Source organism: Proteus sp. NMG38-2 (genome assembly GCF_020640995.1).
GTDB lineage: Bacteria > Pseudomonadota > Gammaproteobacteria > Enterobacterales > Enterobacteriaceae > Proteus.
In genome coordinates this window covers 3,359,633-3,373,241 of sequence record NZ_CP085481.1, presented here as the reverse complement: position 1 = coordinate 3,373,241, position 13,609 = coordinate 3,359,633, and the positions used below count along the sequence as shown (strand labels likewise).

Annotated in this window: 12 protein-coding genes and 1 pseudogene; 8 read left to right on the top strand and 5 right to left on the bottom strand. The window is 36.5% G+C overall.

Annotation, left to right across the window (positions count from 1 at the left end; all coding sequences use genetic code 11):
- The first annotated feature begins 22 nt into the window (after nt 1-22).
- The 8 genes from LG402_RS16005 (at nt 23) to LG402_RS15970 (ending at nt 4,987) form a co-directional block, all read left to right on the top strand.
- Complete coding sequence (locus LG402_RS16005; RefSeq protein ID WP_115164610.1) at nt 23-895, top strand: GTPase family protein; 873 nt, start codon at nt 23-25, stop codon at nt 893-895.
- A 91-nt stretch (nt 896-986) separates the two neighbouring features.
- Nucleotides 987-1,412, top strand: a complete 426-nt coding sequence (locus LG402_RS16000; protein ID WP_115164609.1) for an antirestriction protein — start codon at nt 987-989, stop codon at nt 1,410-1,412.
- A gap of 14 nt (nt 1,413-1,426) precedes the next feature.
- Nucleotides 1,427-2,263, top strand: coding sequence for a DUF932 domain-containing protein (locus LG402_RS15995; RefSeq protein WP_115164608.1), 837 nt, complete (start codon nt 1,427-1,429; stop codon nt 2,261-2,263).
- A gap of 212 nt (nt 2,264-2,475) precedes the next feature.
- Nucleotides 2,476-3,183 carry a helix-turn-helix transcriptional regulator gene (locus LG402_RS15990; protein WP_115164607.1) on the top strand — a complete coding sequence of 236 codons (708 nt, stop codon included), beginning with the start codon at nt 2,476-2,478 and terminating at the stop codon, nt 3,181-3,183.
- Nucleotides 3,180-3,356 (top strand): hypothetical protein, encoded by a 177-nt coding sequence (locus tag LG402_RS15985; RefSeq protein ID WP_181875025.1) that lies wholly within the window; start codon nt 3,180-3,182, stop codon nt 3,354-3,356. Before LG402_RS15990 ends, LG402_RS15985 begins: the two co-directional genes overlap by 4 nt.
- A 4-nt stretch (nt 3,357-3,360) precedes the next feature.
- Complete coding sequence (locus LG402_RS15980) at nt 3,361-3,834, top strand: hypothetical protein (RefSeq protein WP_042844896.1); 474 nt, start codon at nt 3,361-3,363, stop codon at nt 3,832-3,834.
- A 150-nt stretch (nt 3,835-3,984) separates the two neighbouring features.
- Nucleotides 3,985-4,470, top strand: coding sequence for a hypothetical protein (locus tag LG402_RS15975; RefSeq protein WP_115164606.1), 486 nt, complete (start codon nt 3,985-3,987; stop codon nt 4,468-4,470).
- Nucleotides 4,471-4,537: 67 nt separating this feature from the next.
- Nucleotides 4,538-4,987: an IrmA family protein gene (locus tag LG402_RS15970; RefSeq protein WP_067401686.1), complete on the top strand. Its 450-nt coding sequence runs from the start codon at nt 4,538-4,540 to the stop codon at nt 4,985-4,987.
- A 91-nt stretch (nt 4,988-5,078) separates the two neighbouring features.
- Here the strand turns inward: LG402_RS15970 and LG402_RS15965 are convergent.
- The 5 genes and pseudogenes from LG402_RS15965 to tssM form a co-directional block, all read right to left on the bottom strand.
- Nucleotides 5,079-5,298 (bottom strand): annotated as a pseudogene (locus LG402_RS15965) (hypothetical protein); the annotation flags it as partial.
- Between the two features lie 706 nt (nt 5,299-6,004).
- Complete coding sequence (locus tag LG402_RS15960) at nt 6,005-6,313, bottom strand: helix-turn-helix domain-containing protein (RefSeq protein ID WP_166539844.1); 309 nt, start codon at nt 6,311-6,313, stop codon at nt 6,005-6,007.
- 574 nt (nt 6,314-6,887) lie between these two features.
- On the bottom strand, nt 6,888-8,624 hold the full coding sequence (locus tag LG402_RS15955) for a type VI secretion system baseplate subunit TssF (RefSeq protein WP_227335937.1): 1,737 nt from the start codon (nt 8,622-8,624) through the stop codon (nt 6,888-6,890).
- Nucleotides 8,625-8,684: 60 nt separating this feature from the next.
- Nucleotides 8,685-10,016 (bottom strand): VasL domain-containing protein, encoded by a 1,332-nt coding sequence (locus LG402_RS15950; RefSeq protein ID WP_227335936.1) that lies wholly within the window; start codon nt 10,014-10,016, stop codon nt 8,685-8,687.
- 39 nt (nt 10,017-10,055) lie between these two features.
- Nucleotides 10,056-13,604 (bottom strand): type VI secretion system membrane subunit TssM, encoded by a 3,549-nt coding sequence (tssM, locus tag LG402_RS15945; RefSeq protein ID WP_227335935.1) that lies wholly within the window; start codon nt 13,602-13,604, stop codon nt 10,056-10,058.
- Between the last annotated feature and the right edge of the window lie 5 nt (nt 13,605-13,609).

Genomic DNA, 13,609 nt, shown 5'->3' with positions numbered 1-13,609 from the left:
AATTTATTTTCAAGGAAGCAATATGAACGAATATCCTGAATTAGGAAGGGTTATTTCTGCCTTTCCTGCTTCATTTAAAAATCTGTTTTTCAACCAACTCAACTACCTAATCAACTACTCCCCCACCATTGGTCTAATGGGCAAGACGGGAGCTGGAAAATCTAGCCTTATCAACGCACTATTCCAATCAACCCTGTCGCCTGTGAATGATGTTTCAGGCTGCACACGGCAAGCCCAACGATTCAGTATGACGATGAACAACCACACTCTCACCTTTATTGATTTACCCGGCGTAGGGGAAAGCATCGAACGAGATAAAGAGTACCACCAGCTATATCGTAACTTACTGCCGGAACTGGATTTAATCATTTGGGTACTCAAGGCAGATGATCGTGCATGGTCTTCTGATGAACAGTGTTATCGCTTTCTTACTGAGCAATGTGGCTACCAATCTGAACGATTTCTGTTTGTATTGAATCAGGCCGACAAAATAGAGCCCTGTCGCCAGTGGGATGAACACAACCACCAGCCATCCCTTGAACAGGTGGCTAACTTAGAATTGAAGCAACAAGCCGTGATAACCGCATTTAAGCCGCATCATCCGGTGATGACGGTTTCTGTTGTCGAAAATTATCAACTCACTGAATTAGCAGAGCAATTAATACAGGCGTTACCGGCGCAAGCCAGTAGCGGTGTCGCTAGACAACTGAACAACACTTACCGGACTCAATCTGTGGAAAATTCAGCACGTAACGATTTTGGGCAATGTGTCAGTGATATTGTTGATACTTTAATCGACATCATTCCGTTGCCACCACTGATAAAAAGTACGATTTGTACGGTCAAAAATAGCATCGTCTCCGTCGCTAAATCCCTGTGGAGTTTTTTCTTTTAACTTCTTAAATTAACACAACATTGATGACATCAAGCGCCACTCCTTAACGGGGTTGGCGCTTTTTTATTTCTTTTTATTGGAGTATCAACTTATGAGTAACACAACTGAATCTGCTATCACAATGACACTCGTTCCCGATGAACAACGCCTTGATTTTTGGTTCAACCATTTTGGTGCAGAGAAAGGCTGGGCTACCTTTGAAGTGGTGATCTTCACCACGATGGGCCAATTCTGCGATGAGTATCATGGCGGTTACTGGGAGTACGGCTCGCTCAATAATGGCGGTGCCTTTATCTATCCCGATATCAACGCAGACACCTTAACCTTATTCAACATGCACAACGGCAATGAAGCCACCGTGAGCCAAGAGGCGGCAGGCATTGCCGTATGTCTTATCCTATACAGCATCTGGTCATTCCAAACGGAAAGCGAAGTGATGTGCGACCGCTTTTATCAGCTGCGTGACTACGCTTCACAACATCCCGAATCCTCTGCCATTTTCCACTTAATTGATTAATCCGGAGTTTTATCATGAGTTTATTAGCTTCGCGTTTTGGCTCTGCCAACAGTATTCGCCGTGAGCGTCCACTCACTATCGAAGAGTTATTCCGTACTGTACCGAGTGTGTTTTCTGAAGAAAAACACGATTCTCGCAGTGAGCGTTATACCTACATTCCCACCATTACCTTGTTAGACAGTCTACAAAAAGAAGGCTTTTATCCGTTCTTTGCCTGCCAAACTCGGGTACGCGATGTTAGCCGTCGAGAGCACACAAAACATATGTTACGCCTGCGTCGTCATGACCAAATCACGGGCGTACAAGTCCCTGAAATTATTTTGTTGAATAGCCATGATGGCTCAAGCAGCTATCAGATGTTGCCGGGGCTCTTTAGAGCCGTGTGCTCTAACGGTTTGGTGTGTGGTGATGTATTGGGTGAAGTGCGTGTACCCCATAAAGGGGATGTGGTGGGTAAAGTGATTGAAGGGGCGTATGAGGTACTCGATACGTTTGAGCAAGTGGCTGAAAAACGCGAAAGTATGCAGTCGTTATTGTTACCTCCACCCGCCCAGCAAGCCTTTGCTGAAGCGGCTTTGACCTACCGCTTTGGTGAAGAGTTCCAGCCCGTCACGCGAGAGCAAATTCTACAGCCTCGACGCGTTGAAGATAAAAAAGAAGACCTTTGGACGGTGTACCAACGTTTACAAGAAAACCTGATTAAAGGGGGATTATCAGGCAGAACCGCAAAAGGCAAACGCGCTCGTACTCGTTCGGTGAATGGGATTGATGGCGATATCAAACTTAATAAAGCTCTGTGGGTGATGGCGGATACCTTATTTAACCAACTTGCTCCTCGCCAGCCCAACTAATTTTCCCGCCCTGACAGGTTATGTCTTTACGCCTTGCTTTCGTATTGTTTAAATAAACCGCATGACGTTATTTATCAATAAATTACTTATAGTGATTTTTCACTAAAAAGCCTAATGAGAATTTTTCCCAACAGACATAACCTGTCAATCCCCTAAGTTAAACTCCCTTATCCCTATCATTTCTAACTGTCTGTTATTGAGAGCAATACGTTATGTTTCAGACCAACCGAAAATATGACCGCATGGCTGTGCGACTCTCTGCACTGATTGCCCGCTTAATGGCAGGGGAAAGCCTTGTGCTCTCATGTTTAGCCCAAGAGTTCAATGTTTCTGAACGCACGTTACAACGGGATTTACGTGAACGCTTGGCTTATCTGGGTGTAGAAGGTCGGCAAGGTTGTTATCGCTTGCCCATCAATACGCTAAAAGCTTATCGAGACAAAGATGTTCTTACCTTTGTGAAACAGATTGGAATGACTCGGTTGTTTCCGGGGCTAGACAGTCGCTTACTCGGATTACTGTTAACCCAACAACCCCATGCACCTTGTTTGATTTGGCATCACGCCCATAAGATTTCGGCTTTGCATGCCGACCATTTCTATCAATTGGTGTATGCCATTACCAGTAAGCAATCTATTAGCCTACTTACGCCTGAACGTCGTTTTAATCCGCTACAACCCTATCAACTGATTTACCGTGAAGGCCAGTGGTATTTATTGGCGGAATACCACCAGCAAGTACATGTCCTGTTGTTAGATGATATCCAGCAAGTTCAACCACTCAATACCCTCTTCACACCGAAACACGCAGTGATGCAACTGTCACAACAAAACAGTTTTATCGCGGCCTTACCGCATTTTAGATTGATATCACAATTACTTACCTCTCTTCCATCACACAAAGAAAGGAGCCGACCATGACGTTATTAACCCCACCAGCATCGCATCCCACACATTGCCCGCACTGTTCTTCTGAGCAAGACATCATTGCATGGGGTACGGGCTGGATGTGCCGCGATTGCGGTCACGAATGGATCATGCCTATTCAAAATTCCCCTTACACCGTGAATTCATTATCACATAAGGAAGCTTAAAAATATGAACACTGTTTCACACTTACAACTGGGTTTAGAACGCATCGCTATCGTTATCAGTATTTTGTTATGCCTTTGGATCACTGGCGTATTGTTAACACATTTCCAGCTTATCGCTCTCATCATGAACCCGTATGGGATCACATTGATGTACTTCGTTTTATATCTCTCGGCTTTGCTTATCCCACAACTCTTGGCGCAATTAGGCTTGTGGGTTTTGAGTGCTTTTAAGGGGGTTGATTATAAAATTCATTTCAACCCCAAATTAATTGCCATTATATCTACCATCATTATCGGATTAGCCCTCTCTAGCCTACTGATTATCATGTCATCCGGTTGGCTATACGGTTTTACTGAAGGTATCGCCACCACGATATTGCTGGTTGATTTGCTTATCGCCACTGGTATTGCCTTTTATCTTTATCGTCGAATTCATCACTGGGTTTCAGTGCAACTAAACCGTCAGTCATCACATTAACCATGATCAGCAATTTTTGTTGTGAATGCCTTATTCACCATTCACCCGATAACCATCGAATACGCCATATCAGGGAAAACCAAGCACCCATTAGACGGTGTTCATCAAGCGTCAATCTGACGTTTCTATTTATGTTGATAGGAATTTATAATGAAAAAATATGTATTTGTGGCTGCATTAGCCTCACTGTGGTTGATGACATCACCAGCCTCTGCCACCAGCCAGCCCCCTAAAAATACCATTTGGGAATATAAAGGCGATGGCGGTAAAACCTTATGGCAAGTGTGTGGAAGCCAGAATAGTACTTGTAGGATTGTGGGCTCAACCAAGCATTATGTTGCAGTACTGAATCATAAATCTGCGTCAGGTTGCGCATTTGGTGATTTTTATATCGTGGCAAGAACTGATGGAAACTGGCAACAACGCGATACAGGCACTTGTAGCCCTAATGCCTACGTTCAAAAAGGGACGATTAATAATGGTCAGTACTCTTCGGTCGATATTGGTGTTGGCGGGACGATTGTAGCTCGTTACCCCATTGGGTATTGGAGTATGCAAAAAGAGTTCTCAGGCAAGAATCGACCACGCTGGAAAGAAAAAGACCGTACTAAAGGTGGATTGCAAACCAACCAATAATAAATAACATTCTCGCTACCGTTACTTGCGGTAGCGAGGACGATACAAGATAACTAAAGGTAACGTAATGAATAAGATAAAGAGCATTTTTGCGATGAGTTTATTGGCAGTCAGTACATTTAGCTTGGCTGAAGAACAACAGCGTTATGCGAGCATCACACATACCAGCTCAAATTTTATTAACCAAGGTTACTGTGGTTATTCATTTACCCTCGATAATGGCGGTAACCATATGGTTCTAGACCATGCGGAGTTTGGTGCGCTTGAACTCACGCTGCGAATGAAAGATGGGCAAGGAAAAGTATTAGGGGATACGATACTGGAAGTGGAACCTTTTGGCGATTCTAGCGCAACGCGTGCCACGTTTGCAGGATTGGAAATTCCGTGTGAAGATGTTGCTGAGTTTGAAGTGGTTAAAGCGGTGGAAGATCAAAATGGTCGTAAGGTTGAATTACCGCTATCGATCTTTGAGGCGAATAATCCTGAGTTGGCGAAGATGTCGATTTCAGGGAAGTAGAAAAGCTTAGGCATTATGATAGAAAAATAATTGTTGGTATATTTGTTGGTATAAAATTTATCGAACACGATATTTTCATTATAAAACAATGTTAATTGACTCGTGTTCGAATCCTGTAGGGCGCTAATTTTAATCCAACTTGTTTTTTGTTTTGTGTCGTATTTATGTCGTTCTCATTAAAAACGTCATCAATTTGTCGTGCATGTTCTGTCAAATGGTGGTGCTAAGTGAGCATACCTTCTAACCATTTCGATACTTTCCCAGTCTCTGATCTCTTGTAATACGGTTAATGAAATACTAGAGTAGATTAACATCTATTTAAGCAGTAAATATAACCATTCACTAAAAGTGTGGTGTCAACGGGATCGCCCAGAAAACACACACTTTCCTCTTATTAATACAATAAAATCAATAAAATAGATTGTAATAATTAAATTAGCGCTATAATGAGAAAAAATTTAAATCCTGAAGATGATGCTAAGTTACAAAAAAATACGAGCTAAAATTTAAATGCCAGTGACTTTTGTTGTAGATAATAATAAGGATAAGTTGAAAAAACTACTTATAGAAAAATAAATGGTAAAACAGCTCAAGAAATAATTGAGGTGGGTGAGAAGAAATAACAAATCTCGCGAAAGGGAGCTTTACTCTAATATCAAGTCATCCGATTTATGGTGGCAAGATAAAATTAAAAATTTTTCCTTCAGAGCTTATTTATTGGCTAGGTGAGTATTTTAATATTGAGAAGTCGATGAGTTATCATCAGAAGAAATAGTAGCTTATTTGATAGAAGGCTCTAATAGAAAATTATCTCATGTGCTAGAAATTCCATTAAAACATTCAATTTCTAAAAATATTAACAATTGATTCTTTGTTTTAACAAAAAAATCAATCGATTGATTGTGTAAGTGGATAATATTTTATCTAATTGAAAGAAAGCAAAAAGTCGCGACGTTTTTTTTCGTTAAAATAGCTTAGATGTTAAATCAGCTAACGCTAGAAAATTTTCTTTATTTTTTATTTAAGACTGCGACGTTTTCTATTTCTTGAGACAACAATATCACTTGATGATAAGGCTGTTTTAGCCCATGTATTTATCATGGGGGACATTACTTCAGAATGGATCAATAAACTTTGTGGAGAAACTCCTAATATTAGGGCTATGGTAATTAATTGATCTACCGTTATTTTTATATGGCCATTTTCTAAACGTGAATAGTGTTGCTGGCTTATTCCGAGCTTCCGTCCCATTTCAACACCGCTTATTTTTAATTGTTTTCTTTTCTGCTTAATTCGTTGACCTACCACAATACTAATTGCGTTCATATTTACTTCTCCTTTTTAAAAGATAGTAGCGTAAAAACACTTAAAGATCGATATTAGCGATCAAAAATCAATTATTGATAGCTGTTGTCTATTGATATTTGCTTATTAAAAGATTTAAACCGTTTTACCTAAAACAACTATTTAGATAAATTATGTCAGCATTTAATGGTTTTTTCGTTTGTTAATGACGAAATAAGAGTATTAAATAAGAATAATATTATTTAAGTGGATTTGATATGAGAAGTGAAACTACTCTTTTATAGAGTTGTGGTGATGAGATGGAGAAAAAAATACACTTATTTTGTGTTTATGCCTAATAAGCTAGATTTCAATGATTCAGGTTTTTTATTATCAATTTATATTTTTGATATCTTATATTTCTATCCAGTAATTAATTATGTCAATTATTTTTTAAAATCATCTTTATATTCATGTTAACGCAATAAAGTTGTTGTAATATCTTAATTGAAATAAATGAACATATTTAAATAAAAAAGATAATATAACTCATTATATTGCTTTGATTGATTTAAAAAATAAAATCAAAAAGAGCCCTATTAAAGGCTCCTTATGATCACAATAATGATTTGTAACCATTTAATGGGGATGGTGATAAAAACCATTTTAAATTATCATCAGTATTAAATTTAATTTTCATTTCCAATAACATATTCTCTGACAAACAAAATGGGAAAAAATGATAAAGATGTGAAACGAAAACAAATGCATCTCCTTCATTGTCAAAATAGTTAATATCAATGGTTAAGGTTAAAGATAAGCAACGGTGTGGCTTGCCTTTTAAAATATAATCATAAGTATAACTATTTAAATCAATACATCCGTCTAATGAACTTTTTATTTTTCTTGTGATCTGTTTATCTAGTTCCGTATAAATTAAATAATCACTCAGCATATTTTTTATTGTTGAGATAGACATTAGCATAAAGGCATTAGCACTATAATGTGATAATAAATGCCAATAACATTTATCATCAACAATAGGAGGGAAACATTCTGATAATGGTGTGATATTTGTGAGTAATAAATTATCAGGCATATTTTCACTATGTGCATTTAATACACCAATACTGTTATCTTTATATTTTTCAAAGCCAATATAGGTACAAGAAAAATGTAAACTAGGTGGCGAGATAAGTGCTTCACCTTTGTTATCATAAAAATGAATAATGTAAAATGTGCGTCCAGTAATATCTTTATCTATAGTTAATGAATAAAAAAGAGAATTTTGATATTGAGGTAGTAGACGAGATGCTGAAGTTAACTCTGTTATTGAATAAAAATGACAATAAAGACCTCGTTCTTTTTCATGAGGTTCAAGTGATAGCATGATTTCAGATAAACTTGAAAGATAGTGGTTATCAGGGATCGGTAATAAATAAGACGACTTATTCTCTTGAAAATCAATAATAACAGTATGTTCTTTCTCTTTATCAACGGAAGGAACACAATTAAGTAAGAAGCAGTTTTTACACTGCTCTTCTGTTAGTGAAATTTGCTTATTTAAATAGATATTAATCGTAAATTTAGTGCTTTTTTGCCAATCTAAGTTCTTTATAATAGTTGGAATATCTAAACTAATAAAGTGATGAACATGAGGAAGATACAATCCTTCAAGTAATTGTTGTGGTGCTTTTGGGGTTTTTTCTGATTGTGAAAAAATAGGATATTTTTCACCTATTTGAGTATTAAAACAAAATATTGCGTTATCACCATGATAATTTTGACCTGCGTGTTTTAATTCAATATAGTCAAAATATTGAGTTAATCCAAGCAACAAAGTGTCTGCAATATTTTTTATTGGACTGAGAAATAAATTAAGAGAACAAGATTGTGTATGTTCGATATTACCAAGATATTTAAAGGTTAAAGAGATACAGCTTTTATTGGGTTGATGTGTCACTTTTTTCTCCGTAAGAGAATAAGGCTCAATATATAAATCACGACAACTTGAAAAGCATGTATTATTATCACCTAATGCACTGCTATTTTTAGGAATAAAATAACTGTAATTAATTTCTTTTTCACAGCTAATTTGAATAATTGATGTTGATGGCACACCTTTAATTGCCTGAGAGCCTAATCGTTGTAATAAAGGAAGTGTAATTTCAGGGAATGCATCATCAATTTTTTCTTGCAAATGAGCAGAAAGAAAAGCAAATCCTTCCATTAAATAACCTGTTTGTGGATCGTCTGGTTCTAAGACTTCTGCTAAGTATGGTTTTTTTTGTGCGTAGGCTTTTGCCAGTTTTTGTAGGTATTGTCTTTCTTTTAAGTATTTAATTTCACTCATGTTAATCTAATATCTACCTTATTAATAATAAATAATATCTGCCATGATTTTTTGTTGTTTTTAATAAGAGTAAGGCTTTAATCCTAATTCTTCTGCTTCTTTTTGAAGAAAATAATATCGTGCTAATAATCCATTAACGTCTGCATCAAGGTTATTAATTAATGCGGGTGAAATACTCTGCTCTTTATTTATTGTCTGTGAAAATTCATACAGTTTGTTTTCAATTGGAATAGCTTTATTATGACTTTTTTGTATTTCGTAAACAGCAGTTTTTAAATAAGAAAGAGTGAAACTGCCTCGATTACGCTCTTGTTGAACAATTCTGTCAGAAAGTTGTTGAATTAATTTATTGGTATCAGACCAACTGCTGTCAATAGGCGCATTTTCTAATCGTGTAGTGAGGATATTTTGCCATTGTCGTGTTGCGTAAGATTGATCAGCATTATTAGGCCAAAGCTTTTTAGCTACCTCCAGCATATGATCTGATTTTCTTAAAGCAAATAGAGGAGACTGTTTTTCCATTAAAATAAGGTTATTTGCGTATGAACTAATATTCGGTTGATATAACCACTGTGTAATGGCACCTTCAGGTTGAGATGTAATGGCAGATAACTCTTTTTGCATCGGCAAATACAGCGATACACCAATAACAAAAAAAATAGCGCTACTAGTGAATAATCCAATAAAAAAACCTTTTTTTGCACTCATTGATTTTTTCTCAATAGGAGGATCGTCATATAAAACGACTTCGGTGATGGGATTAGGTTTAGACGTATTATTTTCTTTTATCTCATCAGATGGACTGATATAGACAATAGGGGGGATCTTAACCGTAGCATTATTACTTTTTTGTGTTGTATTTTTTGTTGTTTGCTCTAAGGTTTTTGCTGCATTTTGGAAAAACCAGAGTAAATTTTCTAGCTTTGGTAATTTCGGCCAATCTGTATGAGCAATTTGATCAATAATTAATTGTAGAGCTCTTTCTGAACGATAAATTAAACGTAAATCAGAAGGAGAAAAGGTTAATTGACGTAATAAAGCCCCTGCTTTGGTATTAAACCAATTCAATACATCACATCGATGGTTTGATTGGAAAGGCCAAAGGTTATCCCATTGACTCACCACAATATTGGCAAGTAATTCACATCCTTCAGTAAAACCATTTAGCCCATTAAGATGAAGGCGAGCAAGCGTGTAATAAACGCCACTTTGCAAGTCGATACCGTGAGTTTTAAATAACGTTAATGAAAGAGACTCAATAAGTGTCCAACTGATCTCAGGCTGAGAAGGATGATTGAGTTTATTAAATTCCGCTTTTAATGCAATAAATTCAGGGATATCTAAAGGAGAGCCTGCAATTTTTATCACAAATTTTTCTTTTGGCGTATTCATGAAAGATCCTATCCCCTCATAAATATGAGGGGAAATCAGTTAATAAAGAGTTTCTGGTAATTTGAAACGCGTAAATAATCCACCAAAGAAAGGATTATTAGATTCATCGATTGTGATCCGATATGTCATATCACCACCATCAAGAGTGAATTTCACATCGAAAGAATGCGGTTTTATGTTGGTAAGTCTGCCGCCATTAATCAGTCGCATTTGTGCCCAAGGACCACTAAATAAAATAGCTCGCGGTGATTTATCGCCAGAAATGGGTACTAAGGTGAGTTTGCTTTCAACATTTGAACGCATTGAGTTGGGCCAAACCATATGCACGGTATGACTTCTGCCGTGTGAATAATCAAGCAATTGACCATCAAGATTTAAAACACTACGACGCTTATTACCTGTTAGTGATAGCGCTTCAATAGCAAATTGCGCTTCTAAATTGCCTTGTGCATTAAAGAATGTATTTCTAATTCGATTTGCTATTTCAAGTTGTTCTAATACATCTGGACGAATAAGTGATTGACCATCGCTGTTTTCAATTAAGTTATTTTCAACAAAAAGGCGTAGATTTTGCTGGTAGAAGCTATCTAATGTACCGTTAGGCTTAAAAAAACGTTCAAACTCACTTAAAGGTACATCTTGTGTAGTCGCTGCGTTAAACGGATAACGACCTATAATGTAGGTATGATATTGCTTAACAACGGTTTCATTCCACTCAACTTCCATATAGCGAATTGCTTCTTTTTTTACAACATTCCAAGCTTGATCTGCTAATTGACCTACCCAACGATTCATTGGTTCAGGTAATGTTTTAGCTGATTGAGATAATTCAAAGATAATGTCACGATTATTATCGTCAAGACGGGATGTCACCGCTTTTAATGCGGCTTTACCTGGGACGGGTGAATTATAAATGCCTAATAAATAACGATGTAATTCATTTAATTTTTGATTAAGATTTTGCAGGTTTTCACCATTATTACTGACTAAAATTTCAGTTTGAGGAGCAAATTCTTTATCTAGCCGTATGAGTAATTTATATTTTAATTCATCCATTAATGCTTTTTGGTCAGCAACAGGTAGTGAACTATCTATTTTTGGTAATGTTGTATTATCTCTTAATACTTGTAATGCTCGTCGTATTGGTTGTTCACCACTAATAATTTGTTCTAATGCATTAATTTCATCTTGTAGTGATTCAAACTCCCTTATTTCAAGGTTACTGATGGCAGCACGCCATTGAGCTGTATAATCATTAAGATATTGTTCAGTGATTTGGCGTTGGATCTCTTTTCGATCATTTTCACTATATTGAGTGTTTGTACTTAAATTTAAGACCCATGCATCTAAAAAGGTCAGATCCACCAATTCATCATTATGTTGAGTAAAGTAGTTTGTTAACCCATACAGTGTAAGAAGCTGAGGCATTTGAAGTTTATCTTCATTTATAGCAGCAAAAATACTGTCAAAACTAGGGCCAACTTGATGACGTATATTTAATGGTGATGAAAGCACTTGGTTTGCTTTAAGGCGTAATGTTTGGTAAACACGTTGATAAAGAGGTAAACGGCTCAACTCTTTTTGTGCTGTATTAATGGGTTGAGTAAAAGGCGCAAAAGCATTAATTGCCGTTGTTTCTCCAGCTTTACGTTGAGCTTGCCAATCGGTATGTTTTAATGCGTATTGTAAATGTGACATTAATTGAGATTGGATATCACGCTGGCCTGTAAATAAGTGACTCCAATAATTAGCCATAAAGTTTTCAACAATCTCATTATTGCGTCCACTTTTGTCTTCAAGCATGCGCATAATGCGTAATATCTCTAATTTTTCCTCACTCCCTGCTTTGGCTTTATTTAACTCAACAAGTAAAGAATTCATTATTGAAGGCAAATAATGTTCTGTTATTAATTGAAGGTAAACATTTTCGACATAAGGGCCGACATTCTTTCCTTGATATAACCCAAGATCAGAAAATAGGTCACTTTTCTCACGATAATTACCGTAAGCTAATGTGGCATCTAATAACGGATTTAATACAGCAAGTTGCTCTTTTCCCGCCGTATTTGTCGTTATTGTGGTATCAGAAGCGCGAAAGGCTTTTACTTCATTAAGTACATTTTCACCAGACTGATAGTTCTTGCTGTAATAGTGGCTCCAGCCATTCCACAAAGCGATAATACCAACAAAACTGATAACAGAAGCTAATAGGACTCTTCTACGATGCTTTTTAAGCCAGAATTGACTTTCAGCAGCCAAGTTGGGCTCTGATAGTAAAACATCTTGAAAAAGCGATTGTGTAAAATAGCTGTGAGTTTCAGCAATTGGCCAAGTGGCTAAAGGTGCTGTTGGTAAATGATATTGCACAGATGCTGTTTGGCTAAAGATATTATCAACTTGCCCGACTTGTGTTGCTGATGTGAGATATACACCACGTAATTGAATATCTTGTTGTTTATCACTAGATGTTAAAGCATCAATTAGATTGATTACATTGATTTTCAACCCTTGAATTTGTCTGATAAAGCTAAATAACTTAGTGCGCTGGCTTTCATCTACACGATTAATCATCATCTCAGGAAGGGCGCTATTCATTTGGCTTACCCATTGTTCCCAAAATGTGTTCAGCTCTTTTTCCCAGCTATTTTTGTTATTTAATTGAAATGTCACACCCAAAATTTCATCACGTTGTTTCGTTTCTAATGATTGAAACATCGCATCAAATCCCTGTAATAAATCGAGTTTTGTAAATACGATATAAATAGGTAATTGACTATTAAATGCGATGCGAATTTCTTGTAACCGCATATGTAATGAGGCAATAAATTGGCTATTTTTTTCTTTGTTGTTTGTCAGTAGTTGTAATATATCGATAGTAAGAATAATGCCATTCATTGGTTGGCGAGCACGATGTTCATTCAACCAACCTAGTAATTCATTCCATAGTCGGTGATAAAGTTTTGGTTTTTCTAAAATGAGGTTAGGCTGTGTAATTAGCTTCCCTTCAGGTATTAATAATATCGCTTGATCGGCGAGTCGCATTTTTATATGTAAAGGCAGTTTTTGTTCGCTAACAATATTTTCAATAGGCGCAATATCTAAGGTATTTAAGCTATTTTTTAATAAGGTATTTTTGCCACTTTCATCAGTACCTAAAACAAAATACCAAGGTTTTTGATAAAGCGCATTGGTGTGTCCATTTTGATGTTTAATAAACTGCGATTTCCAGTAATTTAAATAACGAGTTTGGTGTTCAATATCATTACGGACAGGGTCAACAATGGCTAATTCTACCTCTAATTTCAGCCCTTCAAGTTTTTTAACTCGAAGCCATGTTGCAATTCCAACCCAACTGACAACCACTAAAATAGTGATAACAGTAGCTAACCAACGTGCGCTAAGTGAGCGTAATGGATAATCACCTTTAAATTCATAGTTTGCTCCCCACCACCAGATCCAAATAACAAACAATGCAGGAATTAAAGCAACTAAAAGTAAAAATAGGGATTTAATTTTTGATTTATCAGAAAAGAAAATTTTTTTTATAAAATCTGCTATTTTTTTTCCAGAAAGAAAAGACCAATTCATTATTA